The 18114-nt window shown below is 67.3% G+C and carries 19 protein-coding genes; 7 read left to right on the top strand and 12 right to left on the bottom strand.

Annotation, left to right across the window (positions count from 1 at the left end):
• Nucleotides 1–41: 41 nt before the first annotated feature.
• From AC07O0_RS29060 to AC07O0_RS29080, 5 genes are all read right to left on the bottom strand, one after another.
• The gene (locus AC07O0_RS29060; protein WP_494628159.1) at nucleotides 42–1451 is read right to left on the bottom strand and encodes a flagellar hook protein FlgE; all 1410 of its coding nucleotides are present in this window, start codon (nucleotides 1449–1451) and stop codon (nucleotides 42–44) included.
• Nucleotides 1452–1798: 347 nt separating this feature from the next.
• On the bottom strand, nucleotides 1799–2800 hold the full coding sequence (locus AC07O0_RS29065) for a YcjF family protein (protein WP_494628161.1): 1002 nt from the start codon (nucleotides 2798–2800) through the stop codon (nucleotides 1799–1801).
• A 13-nt stretch (nucleotides 2801–2813) separates the two neighbouring features.
• Nucleotides 2814–4262: a YcjX family GTP-binding protein gene (locus tag AC07O0_RS29070; protein ID WP_494628163.1), complete on the bottom strand. Its 1449-nt coding sequence runs from the start codon at nucleotides 4260–4262 to the stop codon at nucleotides 2814–2816.
• A gap of 13 nt (nucleotides 4263–4275) precedes the next feature.
• The gene (locus AC07O0_RS29075) at nucleotides 4276–4803 is read right to left on the bottom strand and encodes a SixA phosphatase family protein (protein ID WP_494628165.1); all 528 of its coding nucleotides are present in this window, start codon (nucleotides 4801–4803) and stop codon (nucleotides 4276–4278) included.
• A gap of 9 nt (nucleotides 4804–4812) precedes the next feature.
• Complete coding sequence (locus tag AC07O0_RS29080; protein WP_494628167.1) at nucleotides 4813–5517, bottom strand: TetR/AcrR family transcriptional regulator; 705 nt, start codon at nucleotides 5515–5517, stop codon at nucleotides 4813–4815.
• Between the two features lie 101 nt (nucleotides 5518–5618).
• Here AC07O0_RS29080 and AC07O0_RS29085 point away from each other — a divergent pair, with 101 nt between their 5' ends.
• Nucleotides 5619–6881 carry an ABA4-like family protein gene (locus AC07O0_RS29085; RefSeq protein WP_494628169.1) on the top strand — a complete coding sequence of 421 codons (1263 nt, stop codon included), beginning with the start codon at nucleotides 5619–5621 and terminating at the stop codon, nucleotides 6879–6881.
• 5 nt (nucleotides 6882–6886) lie between these two features.
• Here AC07O0_RS29085 and AC07O0_RS29090 read toward each other — a convergent pair whose 3' ends face one another.
• The 3 genes from AC07O0_RS29090 to AC07O0_RS29100 form a co-directional block, all read right to left on the bottom strand.
• Nucleotides 6887–7132, bottom strand: coding sequence for a helix-turn-helix domain-containing protein (locus tag AC07O0_RS29090; protein WP_494628171.1), 246 nt, complete (start codon nucleotides 7130–7132; stop codon nucleotides 6887–6889).
• Between the two features lie 9 nt (nucleotides 7133–7141).
• Nucleotides 7142–7702 carry a DUF2975 domain-containing protein gene (locus tag AC07O0_RS29095; RefSeq protein WP_494628173.1) on the bottom strand — a complete coding sequence of 187 codons (561 nt, stop codon included), beginning with the start codon at nucleotides 7700–7702 and terminating at the stop codon, nucleotides 7142–7144.
• An 86-nt stretch (nucleotides 7703–7788) separates the two neighbouring features.
• Entirely contained in the window at nucleotides 7789–8352 is a 564-nt protein-coding gene (locus AC07O0_RS29100; protein WP_494628175.1) for a DUF2975 domain-containing protein, read from the bottom strand.
• 79 nt (nucleotides 8353–8431) lie between these two features.
• Between AC07O0_RS29100 and AC07O0_RS29105 the strand changes: the two genes are divergently transcribed.
• Nucleotides 8432–9064, top strand: coding sequence for a hypothetical protein (locus AC07O0_RS29105; RefSeq protein WP_494628177.1), 633 nt, complete (start codon nucleotides 8432–8434; stop codon nucleotides 9062–9064).
• Here AC07O0_RS29105 and AC07O0_RS29110 read toward each other — a convergent pair.
• The gene (locus AC07O0_RS29110) at nucleotides 9039–9884 is read right to left on the bottom strand and encodes an AAA family ATPase (protein ID WP_494628179.1); all 846 of its coding nucleotides are present in this window, start codon (nucleotides 9882–9884) and stop codon (nucleotides 9039–9041) included. The two genes, AC07O0_RS29105 and AC07O0_RS29110, sit on opposite strands and share 26 nt — an antisense overlap.
• A 180-nt stretch (nucleotides 9885–10064) precedes the next feature.
• Between AC07O0_RS29110 and AC07O0_RS29115 the strand changes: the two genes are divergently transcribed.
• Entirely contained in the window at nucleotides 10065–11852 is a 1788-nt protein-coding gene (locus AC07O0_RS29115; protein WP_494628181.1) for a cation:proton antiporter domain-containing protein, read from the top strand.
• 21 nt (nucleotides 11853–11873) lie between these two features.
• Here AC07O0_RS29115 and AC07O0_RS29120 read toward each other — a convergent pair whose 3' ends face one another.
• Entirely contained in the window at nucleotides 11874–12974 is a 1101-nt protein-coding gene (locus AC07O0_RS29120; RefSeq protein ID WP_494628183.1) for a glycosyltransferase family 4 protein, read from the bottom strand.
• Nucleotides 12974–13807, bottom strand: coding sequence for a UDP-2,3-diacylglucosamine diphosphatase (locus AC07O0_RS29125; protein ID WP_494628185.1), 834 nt, complete (start codon nucleotides 13805–13807; stop codon nucleotides 12974–12976). The genes AC07O0_RS29120 and AC07O0_RS29125 overlap by 1 nt, the downstream gene beginning before the upstream one ends.
• 127 nt (nucleotides 13808–13934) lie before the next feature.
• Here AC07O0_RS29125 and AC07O0_RS29130 point away from each other — a divergent pair, with 127 nt between their 5' ends.
• From AC07O0_RS29130 to AC07O0_RS29145, 4 genes are all read left to right on the top strand, one after another.
• Nucleotides 13935–14714, top strand: a complete 780-nt coding sequence (locus AC07O0_RS29130) for an SDR family oxidoreductase (protein ID WP_494628188.1) — start codon at nucleotides 13935–13937, stop codon at nucleotides 14712–14714.
• 157 nt (nucleotides 14715–14871) lie between these two features.
• Complete coding sequence (locus tag AC07O0_RS29135; RefSeq protein WP_494628190.1) at nucleotides 14872–15324, top strand: GNAT family N-acetyltransferase; 453 nt, start codon at nucleotides 14872–14874, stop codon at nucleotides 15322–15324.
• Between the two features lie 133 nt (nucleotides 15325–15457).
• Nucleotides 15458–16387, top strand: a complete 930-nt coding sequence (locus AC07O0_RS29140) for a DMT family transporter (RefSeq protein WP_494628192.1) — start codon at nucleotides 15458–15460, stop codon at nucleotides 16385–16387.
• A 119-nt stretch (nucleotides 16388–16506) separates the two neighbouring features.
• The gene (locus AC07O0_RS29145; RefSeq protein ID WP_494628194.1) at nucleotides 16507–17127 is read left to right on the top strand and encodes a helix-turn-helix domain-containing protein; all 621 of its coding nucleotides are present in this window, start codon (nucleotides 16507–16509) and stop codon (nucleotides 17125–17127) included.
• A gap of 36 nt (nucleotides 17128–17163) precedes the next feature.
• Here AC07O0_RS29145 and AC07O0_RS29150 read toward each other — a convergent pair whose 3' ends face one another.
• Nucleotides 17164–18099 (bottom strand): c-type cytochrome, encoded by a 936-nt coding sequence (locus tag AC07O0_RS29150; RefSeq protein ID WP_494628196.1) that lies wholly within the window; start codon nucleotides 18097–18099, stop codon nucleotides 17164–17166.
• Between the last annotated feature and the right edge of the window lie 15 nt (nucleotides 18100–18114).

An 18114-nucleotide genomic window follows, 5' to 3' on the forward strand; every position in this document is an offset into this window, starting at 1 on the left:
CCGGCCCTTCTGGGCCGTCAGGCCAGGCGGTGTTCAGCTGCTCAGCGGATGATGTTGAAGACGTCGCGCAGCATCTCCTGCGCCGTGGAGATCACCTTGGTGTTGGCCGAATAGGCCTGCTGGGTGACGATCATCTTCGAGAATTCGTCGGCGATGTCGGTGTTCGACTGCTCGACATTGCCGCCAATCAGCGCCGAGGTGCCGAGACCGACGATCGGAGCGCCCGACTCGATCGTCTCCTCGAACGCGCCGCCATCGAGGCGCTTCAGCGCGTTGCCGGCGTTGAAGCGGGCGACCGCGATCTGCGCCAGCGCCACGACCTGGCCGTTGCTGAAGGTGCCGATCACCTGACCTTCATTCGAGATCGAGACCCGGTCGAGCGTGCCGGCGGTGTAGCCGTTCTGCCTGATGCTGCGGGCGTCGATCTGGCCGCTGGTGTCGCCGTTCTGGGTCAGGCTGGTGCCGTTTGTGACGATGGTGATCGGGGCGGCGGCAGGAGAGATCGCAGTGCCGCCGATGGTCATCGGCGGGATGGTGATGTTGCCGCTCGCCGGCGCCGACATCTTGCCGGTCGAATCGAAGGTGACCGGGACGCCGACATTGCGATAGGCGACCGTGGCGCCGGTCGCGCCGGTGTTCTCGGCGATGAACAGGTTCCAGGTGTCGACCACCGCCGGCGGACCAGCCGCAGCGTTGGAGATCTTGGCCCAGCGCAACTCGACACTGGTTGCCTTGCCGAGCGAGTCGTAGACGGTGACCGAACCACCCGGGATCGAGCGGTTGAGGAAGGTGGTCAGGTCGCTGCCGACCACCGTGCCGGTGCCGCCGGGAGGTATGCTCGGATTCGTGCCGAAGCCCGTGCCGGCATTGAGCAGCTCGGAGCCGGGTGTCGCGGTATTGGCGCTGTTGGTCTTCGGATAGGCCGGGATGTTGGCGCTGTACTCGATCTGGGTCGTCGCCTTGGCCGGGAACTGGTCCTTGGTGATGCGCAGCACGTCGGGCTGGCTGCCGATCACCTGGCCGGTGACGGGATCGATCTTCTGGCCCTTGAGGTAGTAGCCGGCGCCGTTGACCAGGTAGCCGTCGGCGTCGAAGTCGAAATCGCCGCGGCGGGTGTAGAGGTTGGTGTTGGCGAACAGGGTCGAGGCGCCGACGCCGCTCTGGCGCTGGTCGACCACGAAGAAGCCGTCGCCGTTGATCGCGGCATTGGTGTCGATGCGGGTGGCGTTGAGGTCGCCCTGGATCGTGTTGGTGGCGCGGCTATAGGAGGCGACCGAGCCGGCGATCTGCCGGTTCAGCGCCGAATCCGGCACCAGGTCGGAGAAGCTGGTATCGACCCGCTTGAAGCCGGCGGTGCGCGAGTTCGCGATGTTGCCGGAGATATTCTCGAGGGCATAGGACTGGGCCTGCATGCCCGTCACGGCCGTCGTCAGAGCACTGAAAACACCCATCGCAACCTCACCTGGTCATCTGACCTGGACAGCGCCCCCCATGGGCGGCATGTCGAACCGAGGGTGAGTTTGCACGGCCTGTGCCACGGCCATGCCTGAGATATTTCAAGAGCTTGGATGGTTTTCGAAAGGTTTCCCGACGATTCCGACCGGGCAGATTCGTCCGCTACCGGCAAATTCTGCCGAGCGGCGGCGTCATTCCGGGGCAGGCCGAAAGGCCTGAGCCCGGAACCCATGAACACAGCGCTCTTCAAAAAGGGCTGATACAGTGGCGCCCGTGCCGGCAGCGCCGGCGGATATGGATTCCGGGCTCGACGCTCCGCGTCGCCCCGGAATGACAGTGGGGTTCAGTCGCTCTTCCCGCCCCAGCCCGACAGATCGCCGGCAACGTCGGACAATCCCGGCGGCTTCACTTCGACGAAGGGCAGCGGCCGGCAGACCGCGATGGCGGCGAGCCCGATCCGGGCGGTGAGCAATCCGTTGAGCACGCCCTCGCCGAGCTTGGCCGAGAGGCGCGCCGCCAGCCCCTGGCCGAGCACCTGCTGGATGACGGCGTCACCCGCCGCGATGCCACCAGTGACGACGAGATGGCCGAGCACCTGCCGCGCCAGCCGGAGCAGGCCGAGCGTTCCGGGGCGGCCGGCATAGATGGTGGCGATCGCCCGCAGCAGCCGGGCGCAGGCGACGAGCACGAAGACGACATCGACCAGCGCCCGCGGGCTCACTGCCGTCACCAGCGAAACCCGCCGCGCCGCCTGCGCCACCTGCGCCTGTGCCAACGCATCGAGCGGCGCGAGCAGGCTGCGCTCGGCGACGGTGAGCAGGTCGCGGGCGGCGAGCAATTGCGGCGTATGGGCGGTGAGTTCCGCCCTGCCCTTCGCGGTTTCGGGCCGGCCGGCATAGAGCTTGTCGAGATCGCCAGCCACGCTGCGTGCCCTGGCGAGATCGCTCTCGGCCAATGCGACGACGGCGCGCTCGCGCACGGCCTCGACCCGCCGCTCGCGCAGGATGTCGCGCAGCACCCGTAGCAGCATGACCAGCAGTGCCAGCGCGGCAACGCCGGCGCAGACCAGCGCCGCGATACCGACGGCCGGGTTGAGGGCGAGCAGCCACCTGATCGTCTGCTCCGCCCAGACCGTGACGGAGAGCGCCAGCAGGCCGGACAATGCCGCGACGAACAGGCTGCCCCAGCTGAAGCGGCGGCGCCTGGGCTGCGGCGTCGGCGCAGCCTCGGGCTCGATCGGCTCGACCTCGGGCACGACGGCGACATCGCCGCGGTCGCCGAAGACGGCGTCCTCGGACGAGCCACCCTGCGGATCGAGGCGGATGGCGCGCGGTGCCTTGCTCATGCTCGCCCCTCCTTCACACCAGCCGATCGCCGATCAGGAATTCGAGCGCACGGTCGAGGCGGATCTGCGGCGGCGGAGCAAGGCGCCCGCCGGCATCCGGCTTGACCAGCGGTGGCCGGAAGCGTGGCGCCCTGACATGCCAGCGCGGTGCGCCGGCATCGAAGATCGCCTCGGGCCGCTCCGGCAGGTCGCCCGGGAAGATGGCGGCCTCGGCCTCCCCGTCGAAGACCTCGCCATCGACGACCTCGCCCGCCTCAGGCACGCCGGCGATCGCCGGCAGCTCCTCGCGCCCCTCGCGGATACGGACCTCGCGCGTGGCGCGGATCGCGGCGAAGGCCATCGCCTCGACCTTGGCGCCCGCACCCTGGGCCCGTGCCGCGGCCCGCGCGACCAGATGCGACATCACTCCGGCGAGCCGGTCATGGCTGGTATGGTGGAGATGGTCGGCCTTGGTCGCGGCGAACAGCACCTTCTCGATCCGCGGCGCGAACAGGCTCGACAACAGGCTGTTGCGGCCGACCGCAAAGGCCGAGAGCGCCTGGCCGAGCGCGGTTTCAAGATCGGCGAGTGCGGCGGGACCGGCATCGAGCGCCGCCAGCGCGTCGACGAGGACGATCTGCCGGTCGAGCCTGGCGAAATGCTCGCGAAAGAATGGCCCGACCACGACCCGCTTATAGGCCTCGAACCGCTCCGCCATCAGCCCGGCGAGCGTGCCGGCCTGCGGCTGCGCGCCCGGCGGCAAATCGAGCGGCGCAAAGGTCAGGGCCGGCGAGCCTTCGAGATCGCCCGGCATCAGGAAGCGGCCGGGGGGCGTCACCGCCACCGCTTCCGGATCGGCGCGCAAGGCGGCGAGATAGGCCTTGAAGACATCGCTCGCGGCTTCCACCGCCATCTCGTCCGCCGGCCCGGCCGGATCGCGCTGCCTGAGATCCTCGAGCCAGGGCGCGGCGACGGCGAGCCGGTGCGTCTTGCGCGCATCCGCGACAGCCTGCGCCGACCAGCTCGCATAATCCTGCCCGATCAAAGCAAGATCGAGCAGCCACTCGCCGGGATAGTCGACGATGTCGAGGGTCAGCGTCGCCGGGCCCTTGAACCAGCCCTCGGCGCGCTCGTAGTCGACCTCTAGCCGAAGCTCCGAGATGCGGCGCGTCGAGTCCGGCCAACGCCGATCCGGACCGGAGAGCGCGGCACGATGCGCTTCATAGGGAAAGCGCGGAATCTCGGGATCGGGCTGCGGCACCAGCCTGACCCGCGCGATCCGTCCCTCGGCCGAGGCCTTCAGCACCGGCAATTTCGCGCCCTCGACCAGGTTCTGGATCAGCGCCGTGGTGAAGACGGTTTTCCCCGAGCGCGACAGGCCGGTGACGCCGATGCGCAGGCGCGGCCGCGCCAGGCCGAGCAGGCTGTCGCCGAAGGCAAGCGCGGCACTACGCGCCTCCTCGAGATAGGAACCGGACGCCATCAGGCGGTCCGCATCATTCGTCCGGCCCCTCGCCGAGCGAGGCCGGCGTGACGAAACGGTCGAGCCTGCCGCTTCTTGCAGCGAGGTCGCGCCAATCCTCGATCGAGAAATCGATCACGGCGAGCCCACAAGTCGGGTACTTTTCCGCCATCCGCGCCGCGGCATAACGATCGCCATGCCCGGCGAGCTTGGCGGCGAGTTCCTCGAAGCCGGGATTATGGCCGATCATCAGGAGCGTGCGGACCTGCGGATCGGTCTCCTGCACAACGTTGAGCAGGCGCTCGGGCTTGGCCTCGTAGATGCGCGGCTCGTAATGCGTCGGTGGCTTCTCCGGCAGCATCGGCTTGACCAGCTCCCAGGTCTCGGCCGTGCGCTTGGCCGGCGAGATCAGGACGAGGTCAGGCAGCAAAAGCTCCTCGGCGAGATAGCGGCCCATGACCGGGGCGGCTTCGCGCCCGCGCGTGGCGAGCGGGCGGTCGCGGTCGGCGGTGTTGGCAGGCCAGGCCGATTTGGCGTGGCGCAGGAGCATCAGGCGGCGCATGGCCGCCATCTAACCATGGCTGGCGGGATTTGCGAGTGGCTTGGCCGTGGAAGGCTGCATGGCGGCGAGCAGCATCTCCATGAGCCGGCCCGAATACAGTGCGATCAGTCGTTCACGCCCGCCCGGCTGCATTTCCAGCGGCGCGAGCTGGCCGTCGATCAGCATGGTCGAGAAGCCGTGGGTGATCGACCAGACGAACAGGATTTCGGCGAGGTCGGCATCGCCGGCATAGCTCGACGGCAGCCGCGTCAAAACATCGCCATCGACGTTGCTCCCGAGCGCCACTTTCGTCTCGCGGACCAGGATGCCAAAGGCGCGGATGGCGGAGCGACGCAGATCCTCATCGTTGTTCTTCAGGCCGAGGCGCCCGAAGGCGACACGGAAGCGGCCGGGGCGCGCCAGCGCAACGGCAAGGTAGGCCTCGCAGATCGCAGCGAGCCGGTCGCCACCGGAGCCTAAGGCCTTCGCGACGGCACTTTCCATCTCCTGCGAGAGGTCGTCGAAGCCGAGTGTCGCGATCGCGGTGAGCAGGCCGACGAGATTGCCGAAATGATGCGCCGGCGCTGCCGGCGAAACCCCGGCCCGGCGGGCGCATTCGCGCAAGGTAAAGCCGCCGACGCCCTTCTCCGCCAGCACCGCCTCGGCCGCCTCGATCATCGCCTGGCGCAAATCGCCATGGTGATAGCCGCCCCGCTTGCCGACCTTGCTGTCCATCGCCCGCCCTGCCCGCACGCCGCCGCCATCAAACTTGACGCCGTTAAGATAACGCAATAGGACAAGCCCGCAACTGAACAGCGTCAAGATTGGAATGGGCAATGCCTTTCACCTTGGACGACGCCTTCGCCCGGGCCGGCCAACTTGCGATGTTGGGCTGGGGCGCGCTGATCCTGCTGCCGCGCTGGCGTGGCATCTCGGCCGCGCTCGCCGGCTGGATCATCCCGGCCCTGCTCTCGCTCGGCTATGCTGTGCTCATCGCCGTCTACTGGCATGATGCGAAGGGTGGCTTCTCCTCGCTCGACTCGGTTGCGGCCCTGTTCGCCTCCAAGCCGTTGCTGCTCGCCGGCTGGGTCCACTACCTCGCCTTCGACCTCTTCCTCGGCAACTGGATCCTGCGGCGCTCGCAGGCGGAGGGGATCCCGCACTGGCTGATACTGCCGGTGCTGCCGATGGTCTTCCTGTTCGGGCCGTTCGGCTATGTCACCTATCTGCTGCTAGAGGCCTGTTTCCGCCTGGCGCGCGAAGACCGCATCGCCCGTCTCCAGGCGCGCCTTCCCGCCTGGCTGCCCGATCTCGAACTGGAGCCGCGCCTCACCGCCGCAGCTTTCGCCATGCTCGCTCTGGCGGTCCCGACCGTCTTCGCCTGGCTGATCGACAGCCGACAATTCCAGGGCGTCGACACCTGGATCAAGCCGCTGAAATTCGAGCTCTCGGTCGCCTTCTACCTGTTCACCCTGGCACTATTCCTGCCGCTCGCGAGCGAGCGCTTCCGCTCCTCCTGGCTCGGACGCTACATGGTCTGGCCGGTGATCGTGCCGATCATCCTCGAAGTGCTCTACATCGCCTGGCGCGCCTCGCGTGTCGAAGCCTCGCACTACAACAGCGACAGCGCGCTTGGCGCCTGGCTCTACACGCTGATGGGCGTCGGCGCCGTGATGTTCACGATCGCGCCCGGCTTCCTCGCCTATGGGCTTGCCCGTCGCGATACCGCGCCGATGCCGGAGGTCGTGCGCTGGTCGCTCGTCGCCGGGCTCGCCCTCACCTGCGTCTTCGGCCTGGCGAGCGGCGCCCTGCTCGGCTCCAGCGCCAGCGGGCATTATGTCGGCGTCGTGCCGGGGGCGCACCAGACAATCCCCTTCTTCGGCTGGTCGCTGGCGATCGGGGATTTGCGCGTCGCGCATTTCCTCGGCCTGCACGCCTTGCAGATCATCCCGGCGGTCGGCCTGCTGCTCTGGTTTGCACTGCGGCAGAGGAAAGCCGGGCTCGTCGCGCTCGGCACGGTCTCGGCCGCCTATGCCGCTGTCACCGCGACGGCGCTCGTCGCGGCGCTGCAGGCGCGCCCGCTGCTCGGGCTTGGCTGAGCCTGCTACGGCTCAGCTGAATCAGGATCGAGCGCGAGGTCCTCCGCGGCCGGCTCGTAGCGCAGCAGGTCGCCCGGCTGGCAGTCGAGCACGACGCATATTCGCGTCAGCGTATCGAAGCGCATGCCGCGGACCTTGCCGGATTTCAGCTGCGAGACCTGCTGCTCCGTCAGCCCGATCCGCTGGGCCAGCTCCTTGGAGCGCATCTTGCGACGCGCCAGCATGACATCGAGTTCGACGATGATCGGCATCGCGCGGCCTTACACGAACTGGGCGTTTTCGTCGGCGATTTCCGTGGCCGCCATGAAGACGTGCGCCAGCGCCAGAAAGCCGAGCAGAAAGAGCAGGATCAGCAGATCCTGCGGATTGACGGTCAGGCCCACCAGGCGACGCCCGGCCGGAAGATGCGCCGAGACGATCATCGACAATAACGGCCGCAAGAGGATATCGGCCGCTTGAGCGCCAAGACCGAACAGGGCGATCCGGCGCAGCCAGAGCGCCGCCTCGCGCGTGAAGATGCTGCCTGCGAGGTAGCCCGTGAACAGCCGCCAGACGCTGTAGCAGGCGATCACCGTAGCCGACCAGATCGCGAGGCTGAGCGCCAGCCCGGCGAGGCGCTGCCAGCCCTGCATGCCGGAAAGATCCGCTCTCAGCCACGCACCATAGACCTGCACGGCACGGCCCTCCTCCCCCCAGACCTGCAGGACGACGACCAGTATCCAGGCGGCATAGGCCAGGGCCGCCCAGCGTGTGAGGTGGCAGAGCCAGCCGATCCGGCGGCGGAGGCGCGTCTGAGGAGTGTCGACCGCAATGGCGCTCATGGAAACAGGCTCCAAAACTGACAAAATTGAACCCACACATGAACCGCGGCAGCCTGGCTCGAAGCCCACCCGGCATCACCTGGCGCCTACACGAAGCTCTGATTCTCGTCCGCCAGACGGACCGCCTCCTTGAGCACCAGCCCGAAGGCGACCAGCGCCGCCCCGGCCGCCAGCGCGCCGAGCACTCCCGGATCGAGCGTGATCGCCAATTGCTTCTGTCCCGATGGATTGTCGAAGGTCAGCGCCACGCTCTGCAAACCGCGCGTCAGCGGGGTCGCCACGCCCATCGCCGTCAGCAGCCACCCGACGCGCACCAGCCGCTGCGCGTTCTCCTCCTCCAGCACCTGGCCGCGGCCGAAGCGGCCGAACAGGCTGGCGAGCCGCAGCATCGCCGCAACGAAGAGGCCGGCAGGCACGAGGCCGATCGTCAGCGCGATCCAGTAGCCGCGTTCCGACAGCGGGCCGATCGGCGCACTCACCCCGATCGTGCGGGCATAGGCGGCAAGCTGCTCGGAGTCGTGCCAGAGCCAGACCGTGCCGATGGCCATCAGCGCTGCCGCGGCGGCACACAGGATGCGTGCCGCCGTACTCACACGGCGTAGCCGCACCATGGCGGACCGGCTTTGAACCGGGCTTGTAAGGGATGCCATATCGTTTCACTCCGCGATTGACAAAATTAAACTAAGAGATGAATTTATAAATGTCAAAGCCATTTCACTGAGGAACTCGATGCGCACCGCCCTGCCCGCTACTGTCCTGGTTTGCGGCCTTCTCGCCGGCTGCGGCCACGTACCGCTGACCTCGTTGCCGAAGCTGTCCAAGATCGACATGAAGACCACCGATCTCGCCCAGTTGCGCGCTGGCATCAGCCTGCCGGCCGACATCCGCACGCTGCCCGGCGGTGTCACCATGACGCTCGTCGCCCTTCCCAAGGATGGCGGCCGCCATGAACGCAAGGTCGTGCTTGAAGAAGTGCGGGACGCGGTCGAACTGGCGAAGCTGCCGGCCATGGCCTCGCCGGGCCGCCGCTTCACCGTGTTCAGGCTGAACCACGCCGACGCCGCGCGCCTCGGCGCTTTCCGCGAGGAGATGTTCGCCGGCCCGCAGAACAGCGGCAATCGCGGCAGCCTGGCGCTCGGCGCCGACAAGGCCTGCCGGCTGGGCGAACTCTCGGGCAAGCCGATCACGATGACCGGCTACCTCAGAACGTCGGAGACGCAGGACTATGTCCTGCTGCTGCGCGATTTCGACCTCAAGGAGGCCGTCCGCGAGATCGATCCCAAAGTCGATCTCGCCACGGCGATCCCGCCTTGCGATGCGGTGCCGGGGGTGAAGCTCAGCGGCTCTCCCGACGCGCCATGAAGGCGAGCTTCTCGAACAGCGAGACGTCCTGCTCGTTCTTGAGCAGCGCGCCGTGCAGCGGCGGGATCAGCTTGCGCGGGTCGCGCTCGCGCAGCACCTCGGGGCCGATATCGTCGGCGACGAGCAGCTTCAGCCAGTCGAGCAGTTCGGAGGTGGAGGGCTTCTTCTTGATGCCGGGCACCTCGCGCACCTCGAAGAACAGGCGCAGCGCCTCCTCCATCAAGCGCTTCTTGATGCCGGGGAAGTGCACCTCGACGATTCTCTGCATCGTCTCGGCGTCGGGGAAGCGGATATAATGGAAGAAGCAGCGGCGCAGGAACGCGTCCGGCAGTTCCTTCTCGTTGTTCGAGGTGATGATCATCACCGGCCGCTGCGCCGCGCGGATCGTCTCGCCGGTCTCGTAGACATGGAATTCCATGCGGTCGAGCTCGAGCAGGAGATCGTTCGGGAACTCGATGTCGGCCTTGTCGATCTCGTCGATCAGCAGCACCGGCCGCACCGGCGAGACGAAAGCCTCCCAGAGCTTGCCGCGCTTGATGTAGTTGGCGATGTCGGAGACTCTGGACTCGCCAAGCTGGCTGTCGCGCAAGCGGCTGACCGCGTCGTATTCGTAGAGCCCCTGCTGCGCCTTGGTGGTCGACTTGACGTGCCAGGTCAGCAGCGGCGCGCCGAGCGCGGCGGCGATCTCCTCGGCCAGCACGGTCTTGCCGGTGCCGGGTTCGCCCTTGACCAGCAGCGGTCGCTCCAACCGGATCGCGGCATTGACCGCGACGGTCAGGTCTTCGGTGGCGACATAGGAAGCGGTGCCGGTAAAGCGCATGCGAGGCCCTTCATATGGCTGCTCTGCGGCCATGCTGCCGCCGCGAATGGCATGTGCTTAGAGGTCGGCCGGCGGCGGGGCAAGTTTTCGTCGGCCCGGCGCGAGTTTTGGTTTGTGTTGCAAGGCTTTGCCAAGCAAAGCTTCGAGATCAGCAGCTTCGCTTGATTCTTCGAGGGTGACGTGGCCGGGACGATCGATCCTTCCGCCTATCGCGATGCCGTGGTCGTGCTCGCTACGGCCGGCGTGATCGTGCCCTTTGCCAAGCGCTTCCGCGTCAACTCCGTCGTCGCTTTCATGGCCTGCGGCGCCCTGCTCGGCCCCTACGGCCTCGGCGGTCTCGCCGCCAAGATTCCTTTCCTCGGTGCGATCACCGTCTCGAATGCGGAGGCGCTTGCCGGCCCGGCCGAGCTCGGCGTCGCCTTCCTGCTCTTCGTCATCGGGCTGGAGCTCTCCTATGAGCGCCTGATGACCATGCGCCGGCTGGTCTTCGGACTCGGCCTTGGCCAGGTCGCGTTCTCGGCCACTGTGATCAGCGCCATCGCCTACGGCTTCGGACAGCCGGCAGCCGCCGCGCTGCTGATCGGCACTGCCCTCGCCCTCTCATCGACCGCGATGGTCGTTGAGCTGCTTTCGGCCCATCGCCGCATCACCTCCTCGGCCGGGCGCTCCAGCTTCGCCATTCTGCTCTGCCAGGATCTCGCCGTAATCCCCTTGCTGTTCCTGGTCAGCGTGCTCGGCGCACAGAACGGCGGTTCGCTGATCGCCGGCCTGACGCAGGCCCTGCTGCAGGCGGTCGCCGCCGTTGCCGCGATCATCGTCATCGGCCGCCTCGCCATGCGCCCGCTCTTCCGCCTTGTGGCCTCGACCGATTCCTCCGAGAGCTTCATGGCGGCGACCCTGCTGGTCGCACTCGGCACGGGACTGATCGCAGCAGGGGCCGGGCTCTCCATGGGGCTCGGAGCCTTCATCGCCGGGCTGCTGCTGGCCGAAACGGAGTATCGCCGCGCCATCGAGGTCACGATCGAGCCGTTCAAGTCGCTGTTGATCGGCGTCTTCTTCCTGACCGTCGGCATGAGCGTGAACCCGGCCGCGCTGGCGGCTCAGCCGGCCGCGATCCTCAGCATCGCCGCCGGGCTCTTCCTCGCCAAGGTCGCGATCACCTTCCTGCTCGCCCGCTATTTCAAGCTGTCACGGTCGACCGCGCTCGAAACCGCGATCATGATTGGCCCGGGCGGCGAATTTGCCTTCGTGCTGCTGACCGCCTCCGTCGCCGCCAAGCTGGTTGATCAGAACGCTGCGGCGCTCGTGCTGGCCGGCGTCTCGCTAACCATGATCTTCCTGCCGCTCGCCGCCCGCATGGCACGGAAGCTCTCGGCGCGCCTGGCGCCTGCGGTGAACCTACCCGCGGAAGCAAACATCCTGCCGCCGGACGATCACGCCCCGCGCGCCATCGTCGTCGGCCTCGGCCGCGTCGGCCGGCTGGTCAGCGAGATGATGGAGCAGCATAGGGTGCCGTATATCACCGTCGATGCCGACGCGACCCTGATCGCGGCGCAGCGCCGCGCGGGCCGCCCGGCCTTCTACGGCAACGCCACAAAGACGGATTTCCTGCGGCTCTGCGGGCTCGAGGAAGCGACCGCGCTGATCGTCACCATCGACAACCCCCGTGCCGTCGACGAGATCGTCGCTGCGGCGCGGGCCGTGCGGCAGGACCTCATCATCGTCGCTCGCGCCCGTGACGCCAAGCATGCGCGGCATCTCTACGAGCTCGGCGTCAACGACGCCGTGCCGGAGACGATCGAGGCCAGTCTGCAATTGTCGGAAGCGGCGCTGGTCGGCCTCGGCGTGCCGATGGGCCTCGTCATCGCCTCGGTGCATCAACGCCGCGACGATTTCCGCAGCGAGCTCAAGCCGGCGAGCGCGCCGCAGCCGACGCTGCCGCGCCATGCCCGCTCGCGCCGGCTGTGACGCCCGGCATCTGACCTCGCCTCAGGCGAATTCCTTGCGTTCCGTCGGCTCCAGCCGCACGGACAGCGCAGTCGTCGGGGCCGGCGCCAGTTCGGGGCGCGCCGTCTTGCCGACGGCAGCGGCCTGCATTGCGCGGCGCATATGGCCGTAGAACTGTTCAGCGCTGCTGTGCCAGCTGTGACGCTGGGCGAGTTCGAGCCCGGCCTGGCGCGGCAGGCGCAGGGCCGAGAGCGCGGCCTGGCGCAGATCCTCGTGCAGCACCGCCGCCTCGCTGCCGGCGAAGACGTCGCTCGGCCCCTGCACCGGGAAGGCCGCGACGGGCAGCCCGCTCGCCGCAGCCTCCAGCAGCACGATGCCGAAGGTGTCGGTCAGGCTCGGGAAGACGAACACATCTGAGGAGGCATAGATCGCCGCCAGCTCCTCGCCCTCGCGCGCGCCGAGGAAATGCGCCTCCGGAAAGGCACGCTTGAGGTCGGCGCGAGCCGGCCCGTCGCCGACCACGACCTTGCTGCCGGGCAGGCGCAGCGACAGGAAGGCCTCGAGGTTCTTCTCGACCGCGACGCGGCCGACGCTGAGGAAGATCGGCCGCGGCAGGTCGAGCACGCTCTCGGGCCGCGGATGGAACAGCGAGAGATCGACGCCACGCCCCCAGCGCAGGATGCGTTCGAAGCCATGGGCGCGCAGCTCCGCCTCGACCGTGGCGGTCGAGACCATCACACCGGCCGCCGGCCCGTGGAAGCGGCGCAGGAAGCGGTAGCTCCAGCTCTCGGGGATCGGCCAGCGCGCCGCCACATATTGCGGGAAGCGGGTGTGGTAGCTCGTGGTGAAGGTGCGCTTCTGGGCGAGGCAGACGGCGCGCGTCAGCCAGCCGATCGGCCCTTCGGTCGCGATATGGATGTGGTCGGGGCCGAACTCGGCAATGCGTTTGGCGATGTGCCGGCGCGTCGCCAGGGCGATGCGGATGTCGGGATAGGACGGCAGGCCGACCTGCCAGAAGCCTTCCGGCGTCAGCATCTGCGGGGTAACGCCGAATTCCGGCGCTGCCTCGACCATCCGCTCCAGCGAGCGCACCACGCCGTTGATCTGCGGGCGCCAGGCGTCCGTCGCGATCAGGACGCGCATCACGCCGCCTCGACGAGGCTCGGAACTGGTGCGGGGCGTGTCGCAGTCGGCGTCGGCAGCGCCGGCTTCTCGCCCTTCAGCCGGTGCTGCGGCCAGCGCACGATCTCGAAGCGGCCATCGTCGTGCTCGATCACCGCCGTGCAGCTTTCGACCCAGTCGCCGGTATTGATGTAGGTCAGCCCGTCGATCTCGCGCTGGGCGGCATGGTGGATGTGGCCGCAGATCACGCCGTCGGCCTTGTGCCGGCGCGCCTCGTCGGCGAGGCACTGCTCGAACTCGCCGATATAGTTCACGGCGTTCTTGACCTTGTGCTTGGCCCAGGCCGAGAGCGACCAATGCGGCAGGCGAAGGACGCGGCGGACCTTGTTGATGCCGTGGTTGAGCACGAGCGCGATCGTGTAGGCCCAGTCGCCGAGCAGAGCGAGCCATTTGGCGTTGCGCACGACCAGGTCGAACAGGTCGCCATGGATGACCAGCATGCGCTTGCCGTCGGCGGTCTCGTGGACGATGTCGTCGACCAGCGTGATGCCGCCGAACTGCAGGCCGGCATAGTCGCGCAGGAAGTCGTCGTGATTGCCGGTGACGTAGATCAGCTTGGAGCCCTTGCGCACCTTGCGCAGCAGCTTCTGCACCACGTCGTTGTGAGCCTGCGGGAAGTACCAGCCGCTCTTGAGGCGCCAGCCGTCGATGATGTCGCCGACCAGATAGATCGTCGGCGCGTCGTAGGCGCGCAGGAACTCCAGCACGAGGTCTGCCTGGGCTCCACGCGTGCCGAGATGCAGATCCGAGATGAAGATGCTGCGAACCTGCTTGGCGTCGCTGTCGTCGCTCATGCTCGCCAGTCCAACTGTTGCGATGCCTGCGGCGTGTGTCTGATTTGCACTACGCTTTGATGACGCGGCGCGAAAACCGTGCTCTGCCTGCGCTCACGAAAGCGCAAACCTATTCGGGAGAAGACTGATGGACCTTGGAATTGCCGGCCGCACGGCCATCGTTTGCGCCTCGAGCAAGGGGCTGGGCCGAGGCTGCGCCCAGGCGCTGGCCGAAGCGGGATGCACCGTCGTCGTCAACGGCCGCGACGGCAAGACGCTGGAGGAGACCGCCAGCGCGATTCGCGCCAGCACCGGCGCGACCGTGATCGCCGTCGTCGCCGACGTCTCGACCAAGGCCGGGCAGGATGCGCTGCTCACTGCTGCGCCCAACCCTGACATCCTCGTCAACAACAATGGCGGCCCGCCGCCAAAACCGTTCCGCGAGGTGACGCGCGAGGCGCTGCTCGAAGGCGTCGCGCAGAACATGGCGACCCCGCTCGAGCTGGTGCAGCGCGTCGTCGACGGAATGATCGAGCGGCGCTTCGGCCGCATCGTCAACATCACCTCGGCGAGCGTGCTGACCCCGCTGACCGGGCTCGATGTCTCCTCGGGCGCCCGTGCCGGCCTCACCGCCTTCCTCGCCGGCGTTGCGCGCGAGATCGCCCATGCCAACGTCACCATCAACAACATCCTGCCGGGCGTGTTCGATACGGACCGGATCAAGACCGCGACCAACAAGGTCGCCGAGATGCAGGGCATCAGCATCGAGGAAGCGACGAAGCGGCGGCTCGCCGCTGTCCCGGCCGGCCGCCTCGGCACGCCCGACGAGTTCGGCAAGCTCTGCGCCTTCATTTCCAGCGCCCATGCCGGCTACATCACCGGCCAGAACTTCCTGATCGACGGCGGCTCGTTCCGGGCGAACTTCTGAAGGCACACCAGAAATGTGAGCCCTCATCCTGAGGAGGCCGCGTCAGCGGCCGTCTCGAAGGATGCTTCAGGATGCTTCAGAGGCATCTGGAGCATCCTTCGAGACGCCATTCCTGACGGAATGATTCCTCAGGATGAGGGCCGAGGAAATCCCGCCAATGACCATCGCCTATCGACGAGCCATCCCCGAGGACACGCCCGCCTGCGTCGTCCTGCGCGGCATGACACGGGAGAACGCCTTCTCGGTCGAGCGCCTCGCCGAAGCGGGCGTCACGCTCGAAAGCTGGCGCTCAGCCATCGCCGACGGCAGCCTGCCCGGCCATGTCGCGACCGTCGAAGGACGGATCGTCGGCTACTGCTTCGGCGAGCGCGAGACCGGCGAGATCGCCGTGCTGGCGCTGCTGCCAGAGCATGAAGGCCAGGGCGTTGGCAGGACGCTGCTGAGCCTTGTCGTCGCCGACTTCAAGGAGTTCGGCCTCGCCAGGCTGTTCCTCAGCTGCTCGTCCGACCCTGCCGTACGCTCCTATGGCTTCTACCGGCATCTGGGCTGGACCTCGACCGGCAATTTCGACGACCGGGACGACGAAATCCTCGAATACCGCTTCGCCTGACCCGCGCTGCCATCGCGTCCCGCACCGCGCCGGTCCGATTTGCAAGATCGGCGCTTGGAACGGCTCCCTGCTCGTGGTCTAAGGAACGGACGTCTTGCACAAGACTTCCATTCCTCGTGCCCGACCTGTTCTCTTGTCACCGCTCCTCGGCATCAGCCTCAAGCTGCTTTCGGCTCTATCGTTCACGCTGATGTCGGCCGGCATCAAGACGCTGGCTTCGCGCTATCCCACCGGCGAGCTCGTCTTCTTCCGCTCGTTCTTCGCGCTGATCCCGCTGATCATCTGGCTGGCCTGGCGCCATGAATTCCCCGAAGCGCTGAAGACGAGTAATCTGCGCGGCCATCTCAAGCGCGGCGTCATCGGCTCGACCGGCATGTTCCTCGGCTTCGCCGCGCTGCATCTGCTGCCGCTCTCGGACGCCGTTGCGATCGGCTATGCCGCGCCCTTGATCGTCGTGGTGCTGGCGGCACTGATCCTGAAGGAGCGCGTGCGCATCTATCGCTGGACCGCCGTCGCCGTCGGCTTCCTCGGCGTGCTCCTGATGCTCTCGCCGCATATGGGTGCGCAGGCCTTTGGGCACGGCCTCTCGGGCGGGCCCGCCATCGGCGCCCTGCTCGCGCTTGCCGGCGCTTTCTGCTCTGCCTTTGCCTCGATCGAGGTCCGGCTGCTGACCCATACCGAGAAGACCGGCGCCATCGTCTTCTACTTCATGACGCTGACCTCGCTGCTCGGCCTCTTGACGCTCGCGCTCGGCTGGACGGTGCCCGATCTGAAAGACTTCGTCCTGCTCGTCACCATCGGCGTGCTCGGCGGTCTCGGCCAGATGCTGCTGGTCCAGGCCTATCGCTATGGCGACGCCTCGCTGATCGCACCCTTCGAGTATTCCACGATGATCTGGGCGACGGCGCTCGGCTGGTTCGTGTTCGGCGAATGGCCGGTCCTCGCCGTGCTCATCGGCTCGTTGATCGTGATCGCCTCAGGCATCTACGTCATCCTGCGCGAGCAGCAGCTCGGCCTGCTCAAGAAAGAGACGCGCGAGGCCGGCCCGTCCCGCTCAGTGTGAGGCGGCTCGACTTGCCGCTTGGAGCGATCCGAGGCATTGTCCGCTTAGACAAACAATCGTTCTCTTTCCCAAACGGCAAATTCCTGAACGGGCAAGCGGCGACGGCAGGCAAGAGCGCAATGGGCATCGAGACCAAGGATCGTGGCGGGCGCGAGCTCGCATCCGGCGCGCAGGTGATTTCGGGCCAGCTCGGCAAGACGATCCAGCGCCTGCGCAAGGCCTATAATCTCTCGCTCTCGGAGCTCGCCGAACAGTCGGGCGTCGCCAAGTCGATCATCAGCCAGATCGAGCGCAACGAAACCAATCCGACCCTGGCGACGATCTGGCGACTGTCACAGGCGCTCGATGTCTCGATCGAACGCGTGCTCTCGACCAATGAGGAAGAGGCTTTCATCGAGAAGATCGCCCGGCCGGACACGCCGATCCTGGTCTCGGAGGACGGCAAGCTGCGCCTCGCCATCATCGGCTGGATCAAGACGGTCGAATGGCTGCAATGGTACGAGGTCAGCGCCGAGCCCGGCGGCGAGCTCGATTCGGAGGGCCATCAGCGCGGCTCGATCGAATCGCTCTCGGTCAGCGCCGGTGAATTCGAGGTCGAGGTCGGCGGCATCACCCAGCGCGCCAAGGCCGGCGAGACCCTGCGCTATCGCTGCGACCGCCAGCATGTCGTCCGCTGTATCGGCGACCAGCCGGGCACGGCCCTGATGGTCTGCATCCTCAAGGCGGCGGTGATGGACTGAAGGCCGCTTCGTAAAGCAGGCCCTTATGTCATCCCCTTAACCGCCGGCCGCCTTCTGCGGCCGCGGCGGCCCCTTCACCGCCGGCAGCGACTTCAGATACTCCGCTATTGCCAGCCGGTCGGCATCCGACAATTGCGCCATGTTGCGCACCACCGCCGCCATCGTGCCGCCGACATTGTCGAAGCTCGGTGTGAAGCCGGTCTTGAGCAGTTCGGTGATCTCGGCCTTCGACCACTTTCCGAGCCCGTCCTCGGACTGAGTGATGTTCGGCACCCAGCCCTTGCCTTCGGGATCAGGCCCGCCGGCGAAGCGCGTCGCCTGGACGATGGCGCCGAACTGGTTGCGGCTGGAATGGCATTCGGCGCAGTGGCCCGGCCCGTTCACCAGATAGGCGCCGCGATTCCATTCCTCGCTCTTGGACGGATCGGCCTTGAACGGCGTGCCGTCGAAGAAGAGCAGCTTCCAGCCGCCGACCAGACGGCGGATGTTGAATGGGAAACCGAGTTCATGGGCCGGCGCCTTGCCCTCGACCGAAGGCAGCGTGCGGATATAGGCAAGGAGATCGGCCACCGCCTTTGCCGGCATCTGCCGGTAGGAGGTGTACGGGAAGGCCGGGTAATAATGCTGGCCCGAGGGTGAGACGCCGGCGGTCATCGCCTGGATGAAGTCGGCCGTGCCCCAATTGCCGATGCCATCGCGCGTATGCGGCGAGATGTTCGGGACGTGGAACTTGCCGAAGGGCGACTCCAGCACCAGCCCGCCGCCGAGCCTGGTCTTGTCGTCCTGTCCCGGCGTCGCATGGCAGGAGGCGCAGCCGCCGGCCGCGAATAGCAGCTTGCCGTTCTCGATGTCGGGCGCCGGCAGCGTGCCGACCTCCGGCCCCGGCGAAACCACGCGGGGATCGGTGAGGACGAAGAAGCCGGCGATGCCGAGCGCGATGAAGACCAGAAGCGTGATCAGCAGGCGGCGCATCGGTTCCTCATTCGG

Source organism: Allobosea sp. GW821-FHT10B12, from assembly GCF_059415545.1.

Coding starts and splice junctions, on each gene's coding strand:
- AC07O0_RS29085 (WP_494628169.1), top strand. CDS start 5,619: ATGCCTTTCACCTTGGACGACGCCTTCGCCCGGGCCGGCCAACTTGCG.
- AC07O0_RS29130 (WP_494628188.1), top strand. CDS start 13,935: ATGGACCTTGGAATTGCCGGCCGCACGGCCATCGTTTGCGCCTCGAGC.
- AC07O0_RS29060 (WP_494628159.1), bottom strand. CDS start 1,451: ATGGGTGTTTTCAGTGCTCTGACGACGGCCGTGACGGGCATGCAGGCC.
- AC07O0_RS29105 (WP_494628177.1), top strand. CDS start 8,432: ATGCGCACCGCCCTGCCCGCTACTGTCCTGGTTTGCGGCCTTCTCGCC.
- AC07O0_RS29065 (WP_494628161.1), bottom strand. CDS start 2,800: ATGAGCAAGGCACCGCGCGCCATCCGCCTCGATCCGCAGGGTGGCTCG.
- AC07O0_RS29120 (WP_494628183.1), bottom strand. CDS start 12,974: ATGCGCGTCCTGATCGCGACGGACGCCTGGCGCCCGCAGATCAACGGC.
- AC07O0_RS29145 (WP_494628194.1), top strand. CDS start 16,507: ATGGGCATCGAGACCAAGGATCGTGGCGGGCGCGAGCTCGCATCCGGC.
- AC07O0_RS29100 (WP_494628175.1), bottom strand. CDS start 8,352: ATGGCATCCCTTACAAGCCCGGTTCAAAGCCGGTCCGCCATGGTGCGG.
- AC07O0_RS29090 (WP_494628171.1), bottom strand. CDS start 7,132: ATGCCGATCATCGTCGAACTCGATGTCATGCTGGCGCGTCGCAAGATG.
- AC07O0_RS29080 (WP_494628167.1), bottom strand. CDS start 5,517: ATGGACAGCAAGGTCGGCAAGCGGGGCGGCTATCACCATGGCGATTTG.
- AC07O0_RS29110 (WP_494628179.1), bottom strand. CDS start 9,884: ATGCGCTTTACCGGCACCGCTTCCTATGTCGCCACCGAAGACCTGACC.
- AC07O0_RS29095 (WP_494628173.1), bottom strand. CDS start 7,702: ATGAGCGCCATTGCGGTCGACACTCCTCAGACGCGCCTCCGCCGCCGG.
- AC07O0_RS29070 (WP_494628163.1), bottom strand. CDS start 4,262: ATGGCGTCCGGTTCCTATCTCGAGGAGGCGCGTAGTGCCGCGCTTGCC.
- AC07O0_RS29075 (WP_494628165.1), bottom strand. CDS start 4,803: ATGCGCCGCCTGATGCTCCTGCGCCACGCCAAATCGGCCTGGCCTGCC.
- AC07O0_RS29135 (WP_494628190.1), top strand. CDS start 14,872: ATGACCATCGCCTATCGACGAGCCATCCCCGAGGACACGCCCGCCTGC.
- AC07O0_RS29125 (WP_494628185.1), bottom strand. CDS start 13,807: ATGAGCGACGACAGCGACGCCAAGCAGGTTCGCAGCATCTTCATCTCG.
- AC07O0_RS29150 (WP_494628196.1), bottom strand. CDS start 18,099: ATGCGCCGCCTGCTGATCACGCTTCTGGTCTTCATCGCGCTCGGCATC.